This is a genomic window from [Pseudopropionibacterium] massiliense (assembly GCF_900607225.1).
GTDB lineage: Bacteria > Actinomycetota > Actinomycetes > Propionibacteriales > Propionibacteriaceae > Arachnia > Arachnia massiliensis.
This window is the reverse complement of sequence record NZ_LR027842.1, coordinates 3,205,503-3,226,168: the sequence shown is the minus strand read 5'-3', so window position 1 is coordinate 3,226,168 and position 20,666 is coordinate 3,205,503. Positions and strand designations below refer to the sequence as shown.

The following is a 20,666-nucleotide window of genomic DNA, read 5'->3' as shown; positions in this document are numbered from 1 at the left end:
GAAACCGGTGGTGGTTTCGACTCGGGTCGCTCGTTCCTCGCGACCCGGCTCAACCGGCTTCGGAAGGGGTGCTCGCGACCCGGCTCAACCGGCTGTGGGATCACTCAGCCGGATTCCGATTTCGGGGGGCGACCCGGGCGGCGCATGGGGGCGGCGTCGCCCGGCAGGCGGCCGGCCCGTTTCAGGGCGTCGCGGAGCAGGTACTCGATCTGCGCGTTCACCGACCGCAGGTCGTCGGCGGCCCAGCGCGCCAGGGCCGTGTGCACGGATGGATCGAGCCGGAGCAGCACCTGTTTGCGCTCCGGCCGATCCGCGGATCTCGGGGTCACTGATACAGTGACCCTGCGTTGACTATGGGTGTCGCCCGCGAGTCGCCGCACAGCACCACCAGGAGGTTGGAGACCATCGCGGCGCGGCGCTCGTCGTCGAGGACCACGACGTCGGCGGCCTCGAGCTGGTTGAGGGCGTCCTGGACCATGGAGACCGCGCCCTCGACGATCTTCTCGCGGGCCGCGATGATGGCGGCGGCCTGCTGTCGCTGCAGCATCGCCTGCGCGATCTCGGAGGCGTAGGCCAGCGACGAGATCCGGGTCTCGACGACACGCAGCCCGGCCAGCGCGATCCGCGCCGCCACCTCGTCGGCCATCTCCCTGGCGATCACCTCGGTGTCGCCGCGCAGCGTGATCGTGGTGTCCTGGTTGTCGTAGGGGTGGCTCATCGCGATGTGCCGCAGCGCCGCCTCGGACTGGACGCGCACGAAGTCGATGTGGTCCTCGACGGCGTACTTGGCCTGGGCGGTGTCGGCCACCTGCCACACGACGATGGCGGCGATGTTGATCGGGTTGCCGTCGGCGTCGTTGACCTTCAGCTCGTGGGTCTCGAAGTTGTGGACCTTCACCGAGATCTTCTTCTGGACGACGAACGGGACCACGAACCACAGGCCGGGCTTGCGGACGGTGCCGATGTAGGAACCGAAGAACTCCAGCACCTTCGCCTCACCGGGGCTGAGCATGCACACGCCGGAGGCCAGGACGGCCAGCAGCAGCGCCCCGACCCCGACGAGGATCGGCCCCAGGGGCAGGTTGTCGATGCTGATCTGCTGGGCCCCCAGGGCGATCACCCCGACTGCCACGACGATCCCCAGAATGCCGATGCCTCCGGGCAGGGCCCAGGCTCGGCGCTCCTGCACGTCGACATCCGGGGTGGAGGGAAGTGGAACGTTGGTGGTCATGTCGACTCCTTCTTCGTGATGTCAAAATGATATCAGATTTTGGGGTCCGCGTGGTGGCGGCGACGAGACGTGGGTGTGAAGACGCCTGCTCCGGGAGATTTCAGGGGAAACCTCGATGCCCGCAGTGGAGCGCTCTCGTAGTGTTCTGAACGGTTGGTTACGGGGTGTGTGGCACAGGGACGTCGCTGGTTTCCACCGCACAACTGCGATCTCCAAGGAGAAGCTCATGAGAAAACTCGACCTGTTGCGCCCCCTGGTGGGGGCGACCGCCATTGTGACGGTGGCGTCGCTGGCCGCCTGTGGCATCACCCGGAACGGTGGCGGGGCCCGTCCCTCCGGCAGCGGTTCGGCGGTTTCGTCGCCTGCGTCCACATCCCCGCCCCCGCTGTCCCCGTCGCCGACCTCCTCGGTGGCCGTTCCCTCTCCCTCTCCCTCTCCCTCCTCCTCCGCTTCCCCCTCGCCCGAGGTGCGGGAGCAACCCGGGGTGCCGACGACTCCTGTGTCGGAACACGAGACCTGGCCCGCGGTGGAGGGGCGGAACCGGGATCGCCAACTCGACTACGAGGGCGCCGGCGACCCCGTGGTGCGACTGCCCGCCGCGCTCGGCGACGACCTCGCGACGTATGCCCGGCAGGAGATCACGTGGCAGACCTGTGGCGAGGGCGTTGAGTGCGCGACGATGAAGGTGCCGCTGGACTGGGAGAACCCGGGCAGGGCGTCGCTGGACATCGCGTTGACGCGGAAACCGTCGGCCGCCCCGAGCCGGGGCCCGCTGTTCTTCAACCCCGGCGGGCCGGGCGAGTCGGCGCGCCCCACCATTCGGGCACTACCCGCCGACGTGGTTCCCGGGTACGACCTCGTCGGCTGGGATCCGCGAGGTGTGGGGGAATCCACCCATGTCGAGTGCGGCACCACGGAGCAGACGGACGCCGCCTTCCTGGCCGACAACACCCCCGACGACGAAGCCGAGGCGGCGGCGCGACGGGAGGCGTGGAAGGGCTTCGCCAGGCAGTGCCGCGACGCCTCCGGTGAACTGCTGGATCACGTGAGCACCATCGAGAACGTCCGTGACCTCGACCTGCTCCGGCATCTGCTCGGCGCGGAGAGGCTGGACTATCTCGGCTGGTCCTACGGCACCTTCGTCGGCGCGACCTATGCCGAGCTCTTCCCGGAACGCTCCGGGCATCTGGTCCTCGACTCCGCCGTCGACATCTCCGTTCCCTCCCCGCCCCTGCTGGGCGTCGACGGTTTCGAGAAGGCGTTGCAGCATTTCGCCGACTGGTGTGCGGGGAAGGCGTCCTGTTCCCTCGGTGAGGATCGCGAGGCCGTGCTCAGCCGCATCGACACCTTCCTCAAGGGTCTCGACGCAACCCCCGTGGCCGCGGGGGAACGGAAGCTCACGCAGTCGGCGGCGGCCCTCGGGATCGGGGCCGCGCTCTACGGCACCGCGGCCACCTACCCGAGGCTGGCGGCGGCCGTCCAGCAGGCCGTCGACGGTGACGGGAGGGCGCTCCTCGCGTCCTTCGACGCCATCACCGGGCACCAGGGCAACGGGTGGACGACGTTCACCTACGCCTTCCCGTCCATCTCCTGCACGGACCGTCCCGACCGGGGCATCGAGGCCGCGGCCAAGGACCTGTCCAATCACGCCGCCGAGGCCCCGGTGTTCGCGGCCAACCTCGGGATGCTCCCGATGTGCGAGTACTGGACCGCGGACTCCGCGCCCAACCTCACATTGACCGCCAAGGGGGCCGGTCCCATCCTGGTGATCGGATCCAAGGTCGACCCCGTGACCCCACACGACAACTCCGCCGCCATGGCGAAGCAGCTCGAGTCCGCCACACTGCTCACGTGGGAGGGGGAGGGGCACGCGGTCGCCTTCTCGAGGAAGAGCACATGCGTCGACGAGGCGGTGGTGACATTCTTCACCACCGGCGAGGCTCCCGCCGACGGCACCTCCTGCCCGGCCCGCTGAGACCCTGGCGGTGCCATGTGCGCGGGCATCCTCACGCGGTGCGTGCGGATGTGACCGTTCTGCGCTGGATGAGGGTGTTCAGCACCGTCGCCGCGGTCTCGGCGTCCCCGAGGGTGATCACCAGGGGTTTTCCCTCCGTTCGGGCGATGCGGAGCGCCGGGCCCTCGGCGGTGACGAAACCATCCATCGTGCCGTCGAGGGAGATGCGGCGCCCCCAACCGCCGAAATCACCCAGAGGGTACGCCGTGGTCGATGTCGCGCTCTCCAGAGTGCTCAACGGAAGACTGACCCAGCGGACGATCCCGAGGCCGAGCACCCTGATCCCGCGGAAGTCGATGATCACCCGTGAACAGGTGGCCAGTTGCGAGACCGCGCCAAGAACGGCAAGCGCCAGCACGAAGAGAGCGGCGCTCCAGTGCCCCTGCGCCATGAGGAAGACGGCCATCGATACGGTGGGTACCAGCAGGATGGGAAGAACGATCCAGATCATCCTGCTCGTGGTGGTGCGACCGGTCCAGGCGATCCGATCGCCTGCCGTGGGCTGGCTCGCCCCGTCGTGCAGAGGGGCGGTCATCACCACGGCCTCTCGTCGCGGGGCGCGGGTGACGAGCCAGGTGAGTGTCCCGACGCCGAAGCCCACCCCTCGGTGAAGCCGTCCGCCCTGCCATCGGCTCCCCAGTGCACGGCGATCCGCGCGGGCAGGTCGTCACGGATCATCCAGACGGCCAGGGCGGAACCGGCGGAGAAACAGACGGCGACGACCAGGGGAACGAGGACCGCGCGGCGCCGGAGCGACGACGGGCGTCGCGGGGGGAGCGTGGATCCGGTGTTGCGTGTGGTCATCGTGATTCAGTCCTTTCCCGGAACATGCGGATGAGGTCGTCCAGCGGAATCCCGAGCCGGTTGCTCTCCGCCATCGTCTGGGCGATCAGATCGCTGAGCCGGGAGAATCCCGGCGCCGTCGCGAGCACGACCGCACCGCGGCCCTTGCGCAGCTCGATGAGTCCCTCGTCCCGCAGCAGCTGATAGGCGCGCAGCACGGTGTGCATGTTGATATCGAGGGCGGCCGCCACCTCTTTCGCGGAAGGCAGGCGTTCCTTGGGCTGGAGGGTTCCGTCCGCGATGGCCCGCCGCACGGAAGCCGCCACCTGCTCGAAGAGCGGAGTGGACGACGAAGGATTGACCCGCCACAACATATTTCTATTGTAACTAGAAATATGCGGCTGGGCAACAGGCTGTGGATCGGGTCATCCGGCCTGGAAATGGTGAAGCTGGTTGAGCCGGACCGCTCCTTCGTGGCGACCCGGCTCAACCAGCTGGGAAAGGGTGTGGAGGCGTTCAGCCCGCCAGGGATTTCAGCGCCTCGAAGGACCTGCGGGCGTCGTGGATGGGACCCTCGCCGGGGGCGGGATCCTCGTCGAGCATGATGTCCTGCTCCAGCACCCAGTAGCCGTCGAAGCCCACCCCGTTCAGCAGGGAGACGATGGTGGCGAAGTCCACGTCGCCGTCGCCGATGGAGGCGAACATCTCGGCCCTGATGCCCTCGCTCCAGGTGAGCTCCCCGGTCAGGAGCTTGTCGGTGAGCTCCTTGTGGACGTCCTTCGCGTGCACGATCGCGACCCGCTCCGGGTGGCGGCGCACGATGTCCACCGGGTCCGCGCCGCCCGCCATCAGGTGGCCGGTGTCGAGGCACAGCCCGACGCCGGTCTCGTCGAGGATCCGCTCCACCTCGTCGGCGTTCTGGATCATGGTGCCCCAGTGCGGGTGCACGCACGCCGTCACGCCGGCCTCGGCGCACACCTCGGCGATTCGGTCCAGGTTGCGGTACAGCGTCGCCCAGCCCTGCTCGTCGAGGACGGGACGGTTGTCGTAGCCCTCGCGACCCGAGTCGCAGGCCAGCACCAGCACCGACCCGCCGGCGACGCGGAACGCCTCCAGCTCCGCCCTGACGGCCGGAATCGGGTCGTGGTCGGGGTCGTGCATCACGGCCAGGAAGAACGCGCCGACGGGGGTCAGGCCGTGCGCCTTCACCGCGGCCGCGCGGGCCTCGGGTTCGACGGGCAGCCAGCCCTGCGGACCGAACTCCGTGGCCGTCAAACCCAGTTCCACCATCTCGGAGAGCACCCGGTCGGGGCTCATCTGGAACCCCCAGCCCGGCACCTCGCACACGCCCCACGAGATCGGGGCCCCCGCGATCCTCACCTCGCCACCTCCACGCTCTGCCCGCTGCGGGCGGAACGCTCCGCGGCCTCGGCCAGCACCAGCGCGGCCACGCCGTCCTCGACGGTCGGGGTCACGGGGGAGCCGTTGTTGACGGCGTCGATGAAGGCCGTGAGCTCGTCGCGGTAGGCGTCGGCGTAGCGCTCCAGGAAGAAGTCGAGGTAGACCTCCTGGGTGGCCGACCCGGTGGCGTCGTTGATGACCAGCGACGTGGAGCGCAGGTTCTCGGCCACCAGTTCGCCCTCGGACCCGAAGACCTCCACCTTCTGGTCGTAGCCGCTGACGCAGTGACGGGTGTTCCTGATGATCGCGACCGCGCCGCTGGCGGCCCGCAGGGTCGTGACGGCGCCGTCGAAGTCGTCGATGTCGGCCAGCGCCGGGTCGAGCTTCTGCCCGATGGCGTTGACGGAGACGATCTCGCCCAGGAAGAACCGGGCCTCGTCGAAGTCGTGGATGGTCATGTCCTTGAACACGCCACCCGACTGCGCCAGGTACTCCGCCGACGGCGGGGCGGGGTCGCGGGAGACGATGGTGAGCTGCTCGACGCGCCCGATCCGGCCCTCGGCGGCGAGCCGCTGGGCCTTCGCGATGGAGGGGTCGTAGCGGCGCTGGAACCCGACCATCACCGGCGGGTGCTCGAAGGTCGCGAGCTCGGCGGCCAGTTCACGGGCCGCCTCGACGGAGGACGCGACGGGTTTCTCGCACAGCGCGGCCTTGCCCGCGCGGGCGGCCGCCAGGACGTGCTCGGCGTGCAGGGGGGTGGGGGAGCCGATGACCACCGCGTCCACGTCGTCGGCGGAGAAGGCCTCGGCGGCGTCGGCGGAGGCGCGCGCCCCGAGGGGCTCGGCGAGGGCCTTCGCGGCCTCGATGACGGGGTCGCAGACCAGCACGAGCCGGGCCTGGGGATGAGCGGCGACGGTGGCGGCATGGACCTTGCCGATGCGACCCGCGCCTATCACTGCGATGCGCAGCATGGGGTTTCCTTCCTGGGAGTGAGATGCCCGCTGGCCTTGATGCCGGTTTGCTGGGCCGGGGAGTGGGTCAGGGTGCGGGGACGATGATGTCGCGCACCAGGGCGTCGAGGTCCGCGTCGGCGGCCAGGAACTGGCGCAGCGTCTTGCGGGTGGGTCCGAACTCCTCGAACTCCTCGACGGTCATGCCGTCGGGTTCGTAGGCGCGGACGAAGTCCGGGATGCGCTCCAGCTCGGCGATGTAGCGGGGATCGACGGGGTCGGCGATGCGCTCGCGGGCGGTGTAGCCGGAGTTTGCGATGATCTGCTGCCACTTGAACGGCGGGGAGACCACCACGTCGCCGCCGACGAACTCGGCCCACTGGTTGACGTTGCGGAAGGCGGCCGCGAGCACGCGGGCGCGGTAGCCGCGCTCCTGGAAGATCTGGTAGGCGCGCTTCATGGCGGCGATGCCCGCCCATTCGAGGGCCGACGGGTCGATGAAGATGCCGTCGCGGGCGACGACGTGCTTCAGCCAGTCGTCGAGACGACCCACCATGATCGTGACGACCGGACCCATCTCGGAGGTGTCGTGCCCGGCGGCCTCGCGGGCCTTCAGGCCGCGTTCGATGGCCTCGGCAGCCTGCACGGCCTGCGGCACGGAGAAGGACACGGTGACGTTGATCGAGACGCCGCGGGAGGTGGCGTCCTCGATGGCCTCCAGGCCGGTCCTGGTGGCGGGGATCTTCACCACGATGTTGCGGGCCAGGTTGTGGAACTCCTCGGCCTGGTCGGCGAGCTTCTTGGCGTCGCGGTGGAAACGCGGGTCGGTCTGTACCGACAGGCGGCCGTTGCGTCCCTTGTGCTCGTCGAAGATGGGCTCCAGGAGTTTCGCGGCCTCCTGCGACATGTCCTTGACGGCCTGCCAGCCGATCTCGGACTCGCCCCAGGTGGGGTTCGCGTCGGCGATGGCCTGGATGCGCGGCGCCCACACGTCGAGGTGCTTCTTGATGGTGGTGTAGGCGATGACCGGGTTGCAGGTGGCGCCGACGCCGCCGTAGGAGATGGACTGGCGCAGCTCGTCCAGGTCGGAGGAATCGTTCCAGAGCGCCGTCGGGGTGTTGCGGGCGGCGTCCAGGAGAGGTCCTGGTGTGTATTCGATGTCAGTCATGGACTTCAGGCTCCTTCTCGGGGGTCGCGGCAGCGTCATCGCCGTCGTCGAACCAAGTCAACCCCAATGGCAACACCAAGTCAAGCGCTTGTAATGACAAACTGGTCGGTGGCTTGGGTGTCGCGGGTCCTGTGGTGCGGGAGCCGTGTCCGCTGGTTCCCGTCGGTCACTCACCGAGCGACAGGCGAGGGCTGACGATGCCCAGCTCGAATCCCCGGATCACCGCCTGGAGGCGGTCCCGCACCCCGAGCTTGGTACAGGCGTTGGCCAGGTAGGCCTTGACCGACCCTTCCGAGATGTACATCTTCTTGGCTATCTCGCGGTTGCTCAGCCCGTTTCCCAGGAACTGGAGCACCGAGATCTCGCGGGGTGCGAGCCCCACCTCCGTCGCCGTCGCCGCGGCGACGGCCTGGGTGTCGTGGGCTCCTCCGATCACCTGCCGCGCCATGAGGCGCACCACGGACGGGGACAGGGGGAGGTTGTCGTCCATCGCGTTCCTGATGGCCGCGAGGATCTCGTCGGGGTGGGCGTCCTTCACCAGGTAACCGGCTGCTCCGGCCCGGAGGGCGGGAACGACATAATCCAGCGTGGAGAACGTGGTCAGCGCGAGAACCCGGGTTCCCGGCACCTCCGAGACGATCCTCCGGGTGGCCTCGATCCCGTTGAGCCGAGGCATCTTGATGTCCATGAGAACGAGATCCGGGCAAAGGGTTTTCGCCGCCTCGACTGCGGCCTCTCCGTCCTCGGCAGTTCCAGCGACGGACACCCCGTCCTCGTTCTCGATGAACGTCCGTAGGGCATGCAGCATCAACGGTTGGTCGTCGACAGCAAGGACCGTGATGTCTTCCATGTGAGTAGCTTAGAGGTTCTGTGGGCTAGTGGTGTGTCCCGTAAATAGTTGTTTGGTTGTGGGGTGGTTTGGGGGGTATGCGTGATGCTGCCCCTGCTTTGGAGTTGTTGCTTGGTCAGCATGAGTCATTGGAGGTGATCGCCCGGAGTACGTCGGCGGCGTATCGGCAGGTTCAACGGGCTCGTGCGTTGTTGTTGGCTGCGGACGGGGTGGCGAACACGAGGATCGCGGTCGAGGTGAGGGTGACTCCGAAGACGGTACGGGCGTGGCGGGAACGGTTCGCTGAAGAGGGGTTGGCCCGGTTGGGTGAGGTTCGTGTGGGGCGGGGCCATAAACCCTCGATCCCGCAGGCCACGATCGAGCAGGTCGTTGACTTGACCTTGCATACCAAGCCTGCGGGCCAGACGCATTGGTCGTGTCGGAGTATGGCCGAGCGGGTGGGGATCTCGTCGTCGCAGGTGCAGCGGATCTGGGCGGCGCGTGGGCTGAAACTGCACATGGTGGACACGTTCAAGCTGTCGAATGATCCCCAGTTCGAGGCGAAACTTACCGATGTGGTGGGTTTGTATCTGAACCCGCCGGAGCAGGCGATCGTGCTGTGTGTGGACGAGAAGTCGCAGATCCAGGCCCTGGACCGTACCCAACCCTCGTTACCGATCAAGAAGGGGCGGGCAGCGACGATGACCCACGACTACAAACGTAACGGCACCACTACCTTGTTCGCGGCCCTGGAGGTCGTGACCGGTCGTGTCATCGGTGAGTGTTTGCCCCGGCACAGGGCCAGCGAGTTCGTGAAGTTCCTCAACACTGTTGATGCCGCGGTGCCGACCGGTCTGGAAGTGCACGTGATTCTGGATAACTACGCCACCCACAAACACGCCACCGTGACCCGCTGGCTGGCGCGTCACCCGCGGGTCTGCTTCCACTTCACCCCGACCAGCTCGTCATGGTTGAACCTGGTCGAACGCTGGTTCCGGGAACTCACGGACAAGGCCCTACGTCGTGGCGTGTGTGGTTCGGTACCCGACCTCATCACCGCGATCGAGTCCTACCTCGCCGCCCACAGCAACAATCCCCGTCCCCTCGTCTGGACCGCCACCGCCGAATCCATCCTCACCAAAGTTGCCCGCGGACGCGTCACCCTGAACAGGGAAACCAAATCAGGGACACACCACTAGGAGCCCACGCCGTTGCGGTCGTCCTGATGATGCGTTGGCATGGATGGTCCGGAGCTCTGTCCCCGCAACGGCATCACCCGGTGACGACCTTCGTCGGATCGCGCGCACTCCGCTCTCCGGATTCAGAAGGTTCTTACGACCATGGAAGCCAGAGGCTTGGGCCAGAAAGAGGTGGCTTTTTCAGGAAGAAGCTGCCCGGTCGCTGCATATTTCAACACCAGCGGTAGAGACGGTGGGTGAAGCAGGAAAGCCACCCCTTGTTTCCTTTTTGCGATGCATATTGCCTCCGGTATCGCGTGGCTATACGACCATTGACGAGATGTTTCCTCGGAAATCGGTGCAATGGCGAAATGAAGGGCGGAGATGTCCAATGAGCATCCGCGGTTGAGAGAAGCGATTCTCCAGCTGGTTCCATCGGTGACCAGAAGTTGATGGGGATTACAGTTTTCCAACACCCCTTCGGCATCACCATATGGAGGATCTATTTCCCTGAAAGTGACGCCCGCCGTCCTGGATTCCACCTCCCGTAGAGATGTGTTGTGAATAATTCGGTGAATGGCGCCGAGCCGAAGTGAATTTCTGTTGATATCTGTAATCATGGCGAGCACGTGTCCGATTGAGGAATGCGATACCAGTCTGTGATGCCCGTCGGCAACGAGAGTTTGACATTTCCCGAGTTCGATGTGTAGCTTGGAGGCTAAGTCGGGGTCCGTAACTCGCCAAATTCGGCACATGAAGTCGGGGGGGCGTGTGACAATCGACGTCGCAGCTGTCATCTTGATCGTGTCGATCAGGGTGCGTGCAATCGACGTCATGTGTTGCACGAGCAAAATTGGTTCAATGTCAACGCGCGCCATGCTGAAGTGTTCTCTCATGCCCATGGTTCTGGTGCTATCGGTATGCTCATGGGGTACTATTCTTGACCCTGCCCCCTTTGATAGATCGACTTCAACCAGAATTCCACACACCGTGACGCCATTTACGGAATACTCCATGACATAAATCGATTCTGGATCGCGGTGCATCACCCCCTCCGTTTCCCACTGGGACAGTCGTGCTGCTGAACCAGTAGGATCTTCCGGCCACCCCAGAAGCCGCACATTTGTCTTGTCGTTGGAGCAGAAGAAGGAGAGCGGGTTCTGTGAGGAGGATGTGTGCCCATTCGAAACTCCAAGGAGCACTTGACTTATGCTTGGCTTGATGTAGCGATAACCGGCAAACCCTCGTGTCAATGGTCCGAGGCCTTCCTGTGGATTTTTGAATTGTTGGACGGTCGTAGCCGTTGAGCTTCTGAGGCCTAAAGTTCTGTGCATAAAAGTGATTTCTCCTTCGATAATGCTTGAAATCTATGTAGCGAGACTTGTTCGCAGGTGGGCGCCCGTCGGCGTACTCTTCTGGTCAGGGGTGCAGGTGAGGGGGTCGTGGTCAGGGTCTCGAGGGGTGGAAGTCGGGTGGTTTCGACACGAGTTGCTTCTTCGTCGCAGTCCTGCTCAACCAGCTTTGGGGAGACTGTGAATAAGCCTCAGCGTGACGAATAGTGAGGGAGGGGAGCCAGTTCATGGTTCTCTCCCCTTGTCCTAGCTAGCCAAGGACTTGTTCACGGGCGTCCTCAAGTACGCCTTGGCCACAGATTTTGCCGGCGAATGCGTCGCCTGTGAGTAACTCCTCAGGGAGGATGGTCTGTAGGCGGATTCCTGTTTCTCGTTATTCTCCTTTTTCCTCTGTTTCTCCGGGGTTTTCAGTATCGGAGGAAATAAATTGGGTATTATGTTGTCTTCTTGGGGGTAGTGGTCTGTTGCGCCCGCGATCAGGCACTGGAATGTGCGCCTCCACTGTCCACTTGTCGCCGTGCAATTCTGCGGTGTATCGGCCTCCCGCTGCGGAGACTCTCTCCCTCAAACTGGTGAGGCCATATCCGGTTGACAAGTTTTGATCATGATCTGGCGCGTGCTTTCTGGTCTTAGCTTTGACCCTGTCGTTGATTATCGTGATGGTCACCTCGGTTGGACCGACCAGTAGTTCCAAAGAGCATGTTGCGCCGGGATGAGCGTGTTTGATTATGTTGGTTATCGATTCCTGGGTGACCCGAATGCAGGTGATCTGGACTGAAAAGGGTAACGATTCAACGCGCGGGTCCACCGATATCTTGTGCATTTTGAACCCGAGTCTGGCGAGCGATTTAGTTTCTTGTTCGACCTGTTTGTTCACGCTTTGACTTGTGACGATTTGATTGGAAAGCAACTGAGGCTTGCCATCCTCGCCCGTGCGCAGGACCTCGAGGAGGGCTCGAAGTTCCATCAACGCTTCGCGTGCCGAATCATCGATGACCCTCAAGGTTTCGCGGAGTTGATCCGAGTCATGTGAGTGGCGTTGGGCCATAACCTGCATCGTGATGACCGTGATATGGTGGGCCACTACATCGTGCAGCTCGCGTGCGAGATTCTGACGCTCTTCTTGGCGGATCTGTTCTTGACGCTCTTCGACTTCTTTGACTCGTGCATGGGCCTTTGCGGTACGTATGACAAGGTGCCTGAGGACTAGGCCTATGAGAGCGAGGAGCAGGATCAGCCAGAATGCGATCCACCAAAAATTCTCGGGATCATATATTGATGAGATATCTCTGTGCCAGGCCACGACGGTCACCCATGTGATGCTTACGAGGCAGTGAATGACGACCAAGCGGATTCGGCACAGAGCTGATGTGATCAAGGTTATCACGCATGCTGCTACGAGAGGAAATCCGGGAAGCTGGGTCATGAATGTTGCAATCATGGCCAGAGTGCAAAGGATAACCGAAAGACGTGCTGAAAGAAGGGCGATCCCGACTGCCGCATGGGCTAGTATCATTTCGGTCAGGAGCCAGGCCGCTCTTGAGTCCAGCGGGCCTTGTCGTATGTAGTTGAGGTCGCTCAGAAAGGACATGAATACCACGCATGGCACCCCAAGTCGAAGCCATTGGGGTGCGGGAGTGGAATACTCTGCTTTTCCCCAAGAACTCCAATTTGGTCTGAGCATATTGTTTCCTCTCGGGTAGTACTCGTTCGGATTTCGGTAATATCTTTCACCGGCAGAACAAATATAGGAAGTATCCGCACAAATCGCTGGGGGTGGCGGCCTGGGTGATTTTGGAATGGTCGGGCGTGTAGGCGTTGGCTGGGGTTGTTGATGGGCTCAGAAGAGCCAATATTGTTGCGGTAGTGACAAGAAATTTGCGTGCGAACATTCGATTCTCCTTTGAAATTTTGTTTCGCTTGGTTTGACGTTGCTCTTGGAGCGTTATATCGATCATAGGAGGATTTTCGACGGGGAACAGTGCACCATTGGCTAGATTCATGGCATCTTTTGCTCCTTGCTTGGTTGTGGCTGAGTGCTGAATCTGGACCATGGTGTGGAAGTTTGCGTGTCCAAGAAGTGAGCATAGCTGGTGGTGGACACTGCGGGGCAAGTGTGGAGCCGGTGATCCCACGAAGAGAGCCAGGTGTCTCACCATCGCCGAGTGTTGCCGAAGAAGGAGGGTATACGGGTCCCGCTTCCAGACCGGCGGCATCCTTGGTGGACCAGGGAACCGACAGCGAGGTCAAGCACTCCCAGCCCGAAGGGGGAGAAAACAGTGGGCAGATCGGGGTCCAGGGCTACCCGGTTTCGCAGTACCCCACCTAAGGTGCCGGTCACGAAATCACGTTTGCCCACGAGCTGTTCCAGCAGATGGGGGCTGGTGTCCGCCTTGAGGCAGTGCTCGACGTCATCGAGCACGTTGTTGCAGCCCATGAGCGTCTGCGGCGCCAAATCTCTGAGGGAAATGTTGAGGACGAGCTGCCGTGGTTCCAGCCGGAAGTCTTCTGGCACGTACGGGGTGGGTGCGGTGGTGGCCAACACCACGAGGTCGCAGGCAAGCGCTTCCTCCAGAGTGGAGACCGTGGCGCCATCGCCGAGGTGGAGCGCCAATTTGGCTGCTGATTGCGGATCCAGGTCGCAACATCGTATCCTCGGTGCGAGTCTGCCCACGGCGGCGAGGTGCTCAGAGACGGCCCGGGCTATCAGGCCTCCGCCGACGACACCGACCGTTCTTGGGGATTCCCTGAGAACTGATGCTGCCAATGCGGCGGAGGCGGCGGTTCTGGCGGCACTGATCCTGCTCGATTCGAGTACTGCGTACGGGAAACCTGTGCTGCAGTCATTGAGGACCAGCACTGCGGAAGCACGTTGCAGGTTCCCGGCGATGTTCTGAGGGAAACTGGCGATCCACTTGATGCCGGCCACCGAAGCTTCTGGGGCCTCGGATCCCAAGTAGGCGGGAAGGGCGATGATACGGGCGCTTGACTCACCGGGGAATCGGAGGAAGCAGCTATTGGGGTTGACGTTGTGTCCCGCGTCATGGTTGACATAGGCAGCAGCGACGACATCTATCACGTCCTTGATACGGCCGGACAGCTCTCGCTCCACCTCGGCGGCACTGACGATCAGGAGATCGGCGGGATGTTCGTGCAGGTCGATGGACATTTCTTCCTTTCCTATTTCACCGGACTCAGTGGGCGACAAGTGCATCAGGGACCACGAAGGCTTTCGGCGGCGTATCAAGGTCCAGGGCTTTCACGCCGAATCGTTCGACAACCCAGCCATCGTCGTAGATGGTCTCCAGGTAACGCTCTCCCAAGTCCGGGCTGATGGCCACCACGGTGCTTCGTGGAGCGAACTTCGGGGCCATCGCGGCTACGGCTGCAAGCACCGTTCCCGTCGAACCGCCGACTAGGATCCCACTGTCTCGCGCGAGTCGACGGCACATGTGGATCGCGTGGATTTCCTCAACGTGAACTTTCTCCAGCACCGGGGAATCTTGGAATATTGGGGGGCGTGTGCTGGTCCCGAGCCCGGGGATGTGGCGTGGCCCGGGAGGCATCCCGAAGGTGACTGAGCCCGTGGTGTCCACGGCCACGAGTCTTGTGCTCGCGCCTCGCGCGACCAGCCCTTGCATACAGCCCATCAACGTGCCGGTGGTCCCGGCGCCGACGAACAACCAATCAGGATCGCCGCAGGCGTCGATAATTTCTTGGTATGTGTACAGGCGATGGGCCTCCGGATTGGCTGGGTTTTCGTACTGGTTGAGCCATACGATTCCGGGATCCGAATCGAGCATTCGTCGAAGCAGCTTCAGGCGGGTCTGAAGGAAACCGCCATTGGTGTCCCGCTGCGATACCACCAGAACTTCAGCCCCCAAGGCGCGCATGTGCGAGATGGAGCGGGGACTTGCATTCGGGTCGGTCACAACGATCATGTGATATCCCCGAGCTGCTGCCAACGATGCCAGTGCGATGCCGAGGCTCCCGGAGGAGGACTCGATTATGTGGGATCCCGGGCCTATGCGGCCCGAAGCCTCGGCCGCTCGAATGAGCTGGCGAGCGGTCTTGAGTTTGATGGATCCGGATGGGTTGAGACCTTCTAGTTTCAACAGTGTTCGGACTCCGGGCACAAAGTCGTGGAGGGCCAGGAGACGATCCGAATCTGCCAGATCCCACAGCTGTTCAGCGATCACGATTGGTTCCTTCTTTTCTGACTTGCTGGCGTTCCGCACGCAGGAGAAATGCTGCGGGCGCGAGGGTGATGACTGTGGCGACGAGCATCCACAGACTTGCGGTCCCGAAGACTTGAGCTGTGAGCCCGTGATGTTCCGCAGCCCCTTGCCGGATGGCCATGAGAGTCACGGCAGCAGCTAGAGTTCCCCCGAGCCGTTGCAACAGGTTGAGCTGTGATGAGGCATCAGCGATGGATCCTCCGGGGATGGCTTCGAAGGCCCGGGTCATGGCGGCGAAGACGGTCAGGCTGGTGCCGACCCCTCGGAGAACAAGAGCCGCGCACAGCACCTCGTAGGAGGTGGATTTGTCCACCAGGACGAGTGGAACTGAACCGATGAGAGTGATCATGATCCCAGCGATCATCGTGTGGCCGCCGTGGAATCTTCGAAGTATGGACGGGCAGGTAAATCCCGCAGCCATCACGCCGATTCCTCCCGCGGACAAGATGAGCCCAGTTTCTATCGGGTCGTTACCCCTTGCGGCCTGGAGATATAGGGGAATAATCACCATGGGTGCGTAGAGGTGGAACCCCAGCAGGGCGATATTGATGCTCGACCAACCATAGATGGCGTTCGAATAAAGCCTTAGATTCAGTAATGGTTTTTGGGTTCTCAGTTCTCGAAGAATGAATAGTGCTCCGGTGGTTACTGCTGCTAGGCCGATTCCGAGCATCAAGGGATGAAGCAAGGGTAGAGTTCCCAGCATTCCGCACAGGACGATGCAGGAAAGGATTGCCAAGACCCCGGTCGCTAGCCCGGGCAGATCCAAGCGATGTACCCCACCTTCAGGTATTTCGGATGGCACGTAACGCATCACCAACAACAATACGATGCATGCAGGAACGTTGATCCAGTAGACGGCGGGCCAACCCGCTGCTGAAACCAGCAGACCACCTATGGTTGGGCCCACCAGGGGGCCGATCATGGACACGCTACCCTGGAGGGACTGGACATGACCGATCCGTTCTCTTGGTACGCCGCGGGTCAGCAGCACCGTGGAGACGGGGGTGAGTACACCTGCTGCCATTCCGGTCAATGCCCGTGCTGTGATCAAGAACCAGAGAGTGGGGGACAGGGCGCAGGCGAGAGATCCAGCGAGGAAGCCGACCAATGATGCAGCGAAGACCCGTTTCGACCCGAAACGCTCTACGAGCCAGGCGCATCCAGTCATGGTGGTGCAGAGAGCCAGCATGTAGGCGGTCAAGATCCAATGACTACCTGCAATATCTCCGAATTGCTGAGCTGTGGCGTGCAAAGAGACATTGACGACGGTCGTGTCGAGCATCGCGAGAAAAGAGCCCGTCACGGCCACAAACATGCTGCTATATCCCCCCGCCCCAGATGAGGTGGAACGATGAATAGGTGGGGATGTCTGTCGCGTAAAAACGTCGATGTGGTCAGTGGTCATGATTTTCTCTCATGTGGCGAGTTCTTTCCCGTGATCTTCTCTATATCGTCGAGGAGTCCGGCGATCGAATTCGGATCATCTCCTTCCCGATGGGCGACGGTGAGGTGAGTCATCCCATTGTTGGTGAAGGAACTTATAAAAGTTCCTACATATGGCACCAATAGGGGAAAGGAGCTGAGTCTTGTCGGCGCGAACCCAGGGCTGACGAAGGGCTTCAGATCCATCACCCCGTGGTCGGAGATGATTGCGGCATAGGGTGGACATGTATCGCTCTTTATGGCCTGCGCCTGTTCCAAAGTGTTGGCGTAGGGATTAGAATCCTGGAATCTCATACGGAGTGTGTCTGTCTCGCGGCCTTGGGCCAGGAGCTTGAGGAGCCGTCCATAGATTCGTTGCCAAGACTCTTCAGGACTCACTTGCAGTGGGAGTTGGGCGCTGAGGTTGGCGGTTGAATTCACTGTGGGGTCGTGCCGGCGAAGGTCGACGGGAATGATCACGGTTACTGCCGCGCCGACATACCGTGCGACCGCTGCGGCGATCCTGGCGCTCATGGCTGAGGCGCTGGTGGCGATGGTACGCCGGGTCCATCGGATGCACCCGCCAGCCTCGGTGGCGCCGAACAGGGGAGCGGACAGCCGGGCGTGCGGTGCGGAAGAACTCGATTCCGTGTTCGGTTTTCGACAGGCCTTGACTGTTCGAACGAAATGCTGGTCGGTTGCTGTGTCAGGAGCTCCGAGCGGTGTTTCGCCTCGCAACACCCTGAAGACGTCGCGCAACCAATGCTGCAGACCACGCCCATCGGAGACTGCATGGGTAGCCCGCAGTACCAAGGTGGTGCTCTCGTGACCGAATAGATGTACTTCGGCGACGGGGCCGCCAACCACATCAAGGCCCTGTCGAAACAGGTCCACGTCATTCGCGTTTGTTAGTGGTGCCGCATGGGAAATTACAGCCGGGAGAGGGCCCCCGCCGACCCAACGGGTGCCTCGTCGCACCACGGCGATTCCGGGATTCGCATCACAGGCGGAGGCCACGGCGGCTTCCAGCGCTCGCGGTTCGAGCGAGCCTTTTCCTTCGAGAACCAGGTGGATCATCGGATGATCGTGTTGGGCGGCCACGTTGAGATAGCCGCGTTCGATTCCTGAGATTGGTCGGCTGTAGGTCACTGCGGACATGATGACCGTTCCTCATCCAACCACGGCACCTCGACTGGTTCCCCGAGCGTCCCGATCTTCTTGCTGATGGCTTGCCACCAGCGGATCGGTCTGGGTTCGGGAGATGCGATGCATAGTGCACCAGCCCCAGGAACCAGCAGACTCAGGATCCAGTGACCGGCTGCTGGACGCCATCCTGGATTCCACTCGGGCAGGCGCACGGACCCGAAGGTTTCCTTGGTCAGTTCTGAAACTTTGACCAGAGACTCACACTCTGCATACTCAAGGATCGACAGCGGGCTTTCGCGTCCGACCAAGTTGGCCAGGAAGGACAACGCTCCGGGGCGATCGCGGGGATCCTGCAGGTCGATCCCGACATGGATGCCGCTTGTGAGTGCTGTCGCACTCCAAGCCCCGATGTGGGAGACGGAGCCGAACAGGCGCAGCGCAGGCCATTCCCAGCGATGGTGGTGATCAGTGACCAACTGATTGCTGACGTCGACGCATCGAAGTGCAGCAGCAGCCTGTCGTAGAAGTAGCCTCCCGGCTGGGGAATGGACCTCACCGAACCGCCCTCGGGGCAGATTGGCGTGGCGTATCACCATCACGTCGATGATGTCGGTGTGTGCCGATGGGAAACTGGGTTCAGGGCTGAGAATGACTGTGGTCATGCTGCTTCCACCACCATCGAGGCGAAATTTCCGCCGTGTGCGAATGAACTCACCAACACGAGATCTCCTGGTTTGGTTATTGGATCGGTGAGGAGGGTGGCAAGCCCTAGACCTGCGGCGCAACCCCAGGTTTCCCCGACGGTGTACTTCGGTTTGAATTGAGTTGCTCCAGCCAGTCCGCAGCGTTTGATGGCTCGGCTTTCAGCGAGATCGACGACGGGATGGCCGCTGGTGGCCCGTACTACGTGCGCGATGTCTGCTGCATCTACTTGGGCTTGGCCCAAGGCCGTCAGCATGCTGTGGGACCAGGCGATTCCGTCGCTGCTGAGCCTGGCCACACCGACGGGTTCACCACTTCCTCCGAACCCTCGAGGAATTCCCAATATCTTGGCGCCTCGTTTTTCAGCCCTGCTCCGGGCCTCAAGCAGGATGGCAACGGCCCCCTCCGAGAGAAATGCTCCTCGCGAAATTTTCCCTGGGGGTCCTCCGCGATATCCAGGCAGCCGAGTGGTGACCCGCACGGCGAGCTTGGGCAGCTCGTCGGCGATCACGACGACGATTCGGTCGGCCCCGCCGCGTGAGATCACCCGGGAAGCGAGTTGAATGGCCAGCACCGAACTGGTGCCGCCGCAGGCCAGCGTTGCGGTGTATCCCCGGAAACGGTTCAGCAAAGCCAGGTGGCCAGCGGCTGCATTTATCACAGTGTTCGGGAATACCAAGGCGTTGCCGCCGGTGATTCCTTGGCGGACGATCCCTTCATTGAAGGAGCTGACAGCGGAAAGCGGGCCGTAGCCGGTTGCGAAAATGATGCCGGTTTCTTCCGCCAATGCCCGAGGCTGTTTTCCCAGACCTTTCATCAGGTCAGCAACCACTGCTCCGGCAAGAATCCCCATGGGGTCCATGCGCCGGACCTTGGATGGGTTGAGTCGTCGTGACAAGGTCTTCAGATCGGCTTTGCCGAAGGGGACCTGAATGTCATCGTCGAACGTTTCGATCCTAGTGCACTGTGTCCCGGAGGCAAGCATCTGGTGTATCTCCTCAATCGAGGATGCCCTACCCACCGTCCCGGAAAGGCCGGTAATTGCCACGTCTCGATGATAAGCAACGGGGTCCCTGTCGGGTCGATACCCTGGCTTGTTCACTACAACGGAAGCGTTGTTTCCTCCGAAGGCGAAGGAGTTCGACAACACCACGCTCAGTTCAGCAGGACGGCTTTTCTCAGGGACGATGTCCAACCCCGAGCGTGACTCGAGACCGCGAGTGCCCAGAGTCGGTGGCAGGACCTGATTGACGATCGCGAGCACACAGCAGATGGTCTCCACCACTCCGGCAGCCCCCAACGTGTGGCCCAGGGCGGACTTGACGGAGCTTGCGGGTGGGATGCGGGAATCCTTGAAGAGCAACCGGATCGCCTTTGGCTCGACCGAGTCGTTGGCGGGGGTTCCAGTCCCGTGGAGGTTGATGTAGTCGATCTCTCCGGGGGCGAACCGTGCGACTTCCAAGGCAGATGCCATGGAGCGGCAGGCACCCTCGCCTCCCGGATCAGGGGCAGTTTGGTGGTGGCCGTCGCAGGACGTCCCATATCCCGAAATCTCGGCGAGTATGGTGGCCCCACGACGTTTCGCATGCTCTTCCTTCTCAAGAATCAGGAAGCCGGCTCCCTCCCCGAGGGTCAGGCCGTTGGAAGCGGAAAGTGGGCTGCAAGGCTCGGTATCGAGCGCCCCGAGACAGGTGAATCCGTAGGAAGAGAGTTCTGTCAGAGGATCGACACCGCCGCAGATCACCACATCCGCATCGCCGAACCAAAGCTGTTCGACGGCGTACCCCACTGCTATCGCTCCGGCCGCGCAGGCATTGGACATCAAGGCCCGTGGGCCTCGAAGTCCGAGTTTTTCAGCCAAATGATCTGCAACGCAGTGAATCAGGGATTCAGCCATCATGTTCGCATCCAAAATGCCCTTCTCGAGGAACTTTCGATGAGCATGTTCCAACGAGGGCATCGCTCCAAGACTGGAACCGATCACGAGTCCTATGCGGTCTGAATTGGTTCGATCAATTATCAACTTGCTATCTGCTAGCGCTTCAGAGATGGCCGTGTCCGCCAAGGCGTAGCAGCGATCTACTCGCGAATCCTGTTCAACTGGTGCCAAGCCAGCCCAGTCACTGAGAAGTTCCTGAGTGTCGAAGAGGATGTTTTTGCGGATGCCGCGGCGACCGGTACAGACCCCCTCCCAACACTCTTTGGCATCATTCCCGGTGGCGGCGGTCAGGCCGACTCCAGTAACCACT

The 20,666-nt window shown here is 62.5% G+C and carries 20 protein-coding genes; 2 read left to right on the top strand and 18 right to left on the bottom strand.

Features of this window, described 5'->3' with window-relative positions; translation table 11 throughout:
* Positions 1-104 precede the first annotated feature (104 nt).
* A complete protein-coding gene (locus E0E39_RS14410) occupies positions 105-329 on the bottom strand; it encodes a type II toxin-antitoxin system antitoxin (protein ID WP_130875376.1) in 225 nt (74 codons plus the stop codon).
* Positions 326-1,231, bottom strand: coding sequence for an SPFH domain-containing protein (locus E0E39_RS14405; protein WP_130875375.1), 906 nt, complete (start codon positions 1,229-1,231; stop codon positions 326-328). The genes E0E39_RS14410 and E0E39_RS14405 overlap by 4 nt, the downstream gene beginning before the upstream one ends.
* A 226-nt stretch (positions 1,232-1,457) precedes the next feature.
* Here E0E39_RS14405 and E0E39_RS14400 point away from each other — a divergent pair, with 226 nt between their 5' ends.
* Positions 1,458-3,206: an alpha/beta hydrolase gene (locus E0E39_RS14400; protein ID WP_130875374.1), complete on the top strand. Its 1,749-nt coding sequence runs from the start codon at positions 1,458-1,460 to the stop codon at positions 3,204-3,206.
* Between the two features lie 31 nt (positions 3,207-3,237).
* On the opposite strand, the gene E0E39_RS14395 is transcribed toward E0E39_RS14400, so the two are convergent.
* The 7 genes from E0E39_RS14395 to E0E39_RS14365 form a co-directional block, all read right to left on the bottom strand.
* Complete coding sequence (locus tag E0E39_RS14395; RefSeq protein WP_130875373.1) at positions 3,238-3,780, bottom strand: VIT1/CCC1 transporter family protein; 543 nt, start codon at positions 3,778-3,780, stop codon at positions 3,238-3,240.
* Positions 3,780-4,049 carry a DUF1648 domain-containing protein gene (locus tag E0E39_RS14390; protein WP_130875372.1) on the bottom strand — a complete coding sequence of 90 codons (270 nt, stop codon included), beginning with the start codon at positions 4,047-4,049 and terminating at the stop codon, positions 3,780-3,782. The genes E0E39_RS14395 and E0E39_RS14390 overlap by 1 nt, the downstream gene beginning before the upstream one ends.
* On the bottom strand, positions 4,046-4,402 hold the full coding sequence (locus tag E0E39_RS14385; RefSeq protein WP_130875371.1) for a GntR family transcriptional regulator: 357 nt from the start codon (positions 4,400-4,402) through the stop codon (positions 4,046-4,048). The genes E0E39_RS14390 and E0E39_RS14385 overlap by 4 nt, the downstream gene beginning before the upstream one ends.
* A 142-nt stretch (positions 4,403-4,544) precedes the next feature.
* Positions 4,545-5,408, bottom strand: a complete 864-nt coding sequence (locus E0E39_RS14380; protein WP_130875370.1) for a sugar phosphate isomerase/epimerase family protein — start codon at positions 5,406-5,408, stop codon at positions 4,545-4,547.
* Complete coding sequence (iolG, locus tag E0E39_RS14375) at positions 5,405-6,400, bottom strand: inositol 2-dehydrogenase (RefSeq protein ID WP_130875369.1); 996 nt, start codon at positions 6,398-6,400, stop codon at positions 5,405-5,407. Before iolG ends, E0E39_RS14380 begins: the two co-directional genes overlap by 4 nt.
* Positions 6,401-6,467: 67 nt before the next feature.
* Positions 6,468-7,547, bottom strand: a complete 1,080-nt coding sequence (locus E0E39_RS14370) for a transaldolase family protein (RefSeq protein ID WP_130875368.1) — start codon at positions 7,545-7,547, stop codon at positions 6,468-6,470.
* A 166-nt stretch (positions 7,548-7,713) separates the two neighbouring features.
* Complete coding sequence (locus E0E39_RS14365; protein ID WP_130875367.1) at positions 7,714-8,397, bottom strand: response regulator transcription factor; 684 nt, start codon at positions 8,395-8,397, stop codon at positions 7,714-7,716.
* A 77-nt stretch (positions 8,398-8,474) separates the two neighbouring features.
* Between E0E39_RS14365 and E0E39_RS14360 the strand changes: the two genes are divergently transcribed.
* A complete protein-coding gene (locus E0E39_RS14360) occupies positions 8,475-9,575 on the top strand; it encodes an IS630 family transposase (protein ID WP_130875366.1) in 1,101 nt (366 codons plus the stop codon).
* A 122-nt stretch (positions 9,576-9,697) separates the two neighbouring features.
* Here the strand turns inward: E0E39_RS14360 and E0E39_RS14355 are convergent, their stop codons facing one another.
* From E0E39_RS14355 to E0E39_RS14315, 9 genes are all read right to left on the bottom strand, one after another.
* The gene (locus E0E39_RS14355; protein ID WP_130875365.1) at positions 9,698-10,888 is read right to left on the bottom strand and encodes a DUF1015 family protein; all 1,191 of its coding nucleotides are present in this window, start codon (positions 10,886-10,888) and stop codon (positions 9,698-9,700) included.
* A gap of 391 nt (positions 10,889-11,279) precedes the next feature.
* Entirely contained in the window at positions 11,280-12,497 is a 1,218-nt protein-coding gene (locus E0E39_RS14350; protein ID WP_245988490.1) for a sensor histidine kinase, read from the bottom strand.
* Positions 12,498-12,636: 139 nt separating this feature from the next.
* Positions 12,637-12,960, bottom strand: coding sequence for a hypothetical protein (locus tag E0E39_RS14345; protein ID WP_130875363.1), 324 nt, complete (start codon positions 12,958-12,960; stop codon positions 12,637-12,639).
* A gap of 98 nt (positions 12,961-13,058) precedes the next feature.
* A complete protein-coding gene (gene sbnB / locus E0E39_RS14340) occupies positions 13,059-14,075 on the bottom strand; it encodes a 2,3-diaminopropionate biosynthesis protein SbnB (protein ID WP_130875362.1) in 1,017 nt (338 codons plus the stop codon).
* Between the two features lie 25 nt (positions 14,076-14,100).
* Positions 14,101-15,105: a 2,3-diaminopropionate biosynthesis protein SbnA gene (sbnA, locus tag E0E39_RS14335; protein WP_207302516.1), complete on the bottom strand. Its 1,005-nt coding sequence runs from the start codon at positions 15,103-15,105 to the stop codon at positions 14,101-14,103.
* Positions 15,095-16,552 carry an MFS transporter gene (locus E0E39_RS14330; RefSeq protein ID WP_130875361.1) on the bottom strand — a complete coding sequence of 486 codons (1,458 nt, stop codon included), beginning with the start codon at positions 16,550-16,552 and terminating at the stop codon, positions 15,095-15,097. Before E0E39_RS14330 ends, sbnA begins: the two co-directional genes overlap by 11 nt.
* Complete coding sequence (locus E0E39_RS14325; RefSeq protein WP_130875360.1) at positions 16,549-17,727, bottom strand: hypothetical protein; 1,179 nt, start codon at positions 17,725-17,727, stop codon at positions 16,549-16,551. Before E0E39_RS14325 ends, E0E39_RS14330 begins: the two co-directional genes overlap by 4 nt.
* A complete protein-coding gene (locus E0E39_RS14320) occupies positions 17,715-18,377 on the bottom strand; it encodes a hypothetical protein (protein ID WP_130875359.1) in 663 nt (220 codons plus the stop codon). Before E0E39_RS14320 ends, E0E39_RS14325 begins: the two co-directional genes overlap by 13 nt.
* A complete protein-coding gene (locus E0E39_RS14315; protein WP_245988350.1) occupies positions 18,374-20,665 on the bottom strand; it encodes a beta-ketoacyl-[acyl-carrier-protein] synthase family protein in 2,292 nt (763 codons plus the stop codon). Before E0E39_RS14315 ends, E0E39_RS14320 begins: the two co-directional genes overlap by 4 nt.
* Between the last annotated feature and the right edge of the window lies 1 nt (position 20,666).

What these genes read in the sequence shown, in the direction of transcription:
- E0E39_RS14345 (WP_130875363.1), bottom strand. Translation starts at nt 12,960, where the DNA reads ATGGTCCAGATTCAGCACTCAGCCACAACCAAGCAAGGAGCAAAAGAT.
- E0E39_RS14390 (WP_130875372.1), bottom strand. Translation starts at nt 4,049, where the DNA reads ATGACCACACGCAACACCGGATCCACGCTCCCCCCGCGACGCCCGTCG.
- E0E39_RS14350 (WP_245988490.1), bottom strand. Translation starts at nt 12,497, where the DNA reads ATGTCCTTTCTGAGCGACCTCAACTACATACGACAAGGCCCGCTGGAC.
- E0E39_RS14355 (WP_130875365.1), bottom strand. Translation starts at nt 10,888, where the DNA reads ATGCACAGAACTTTAGGCCTCAGAAGCTCAACGGCTACGACCGTCCAA.
- E0E39_RS14320 (WP_130875359.1), bottom strand. Translation starts at nt 18,377, where the DNA reads ATGACCACAGTCATTCTCAGCCCTGAACCCAGTTTCCCATCGGCACAC.
- E0E39_RS14365 (WP_130875367.1), bottom strand. Translation starts at nt 8,397, where the DNA reads ATGGAAGACATCACGGTCCTTGCTGTCGACGACCAACCGTTGATGCTG.
- E0E39_RS14360 (WP_130875366.1), top strand. Translation starts at nt 8,475, where the DNA reads ATGCGTGATGCTGCCCCTGCTTTGGAGTTGTTGCTTGGTCAGCATGAG.
- sbnB (WP_130875362.1), bottom strand. Translation starts at nt 14,075, where the DNA reads ATGTCCATCGACCTGCACGAACATCCCGCCGATCTCCTGATCGTCAGT.
- E0E39_RS14330 (WP_130875361.1), bottom strand. Translation starts at nt 16,552, where the DNA reads ATGACCACTGACCACATCGACGTTTTTACGCGACAGACATCCCCACCT.
- E0E39_RS14395 (WP_130875373.1), bottom strand. Translation starts at nt 3,780, where the DNA reads ATGACCGCCCCTCTGCACGACGGGGCGAGCCAGCCCACGGCAGGCGAT.
- E0E39_RS14385 (WP_130875371.1), bottom strand. Translation starts at nt 4,402, where the DNA reads ATGTTGTGGCGGGTCAATCCTTCGTCGTCCACTCCGCTCTTCGAGCAG.
- E0E39_RS14370 (WP_130875368.1), bottom strand. Translation starts at nt 7,547, where the DNA reads ATGACTGACATCGAATACACACCAGGACCTCTCCTGGACGCCGCCCGC.
- iolG (WP_130875369.1), bottom strand. Translation starts at nt 6,400, where the DNA reads ATGCTGCGCATCGCAGTGATAGGCGCGGGTCGCATCGGCAAGGTCCAT.
- E0E39_RS14325 (WP_130875360.1), bottom strand. Translation starts at nt 17,727, where the DNA reads ATGTCCGCAGTGACCTACAGCCGACCAATCTCAGGAATCGAACGCGGC.
- E0E39_RS14400 (WP_130875374.1), top strand. Translation starts at nt 1,458, where the DNA reads ATGAGAAAACTCGACCTGTTGCGCCCCCTGGTGGGGGCGACCGCCATT.
- E0E39_RS14405 (WP_130875375.1), bottom strand. Translation starts at nt 1,231, where the DNA reads ATGACCACCAACGTTCCACTTCCCTCCACCCCGGATGTCGACGTGCAG.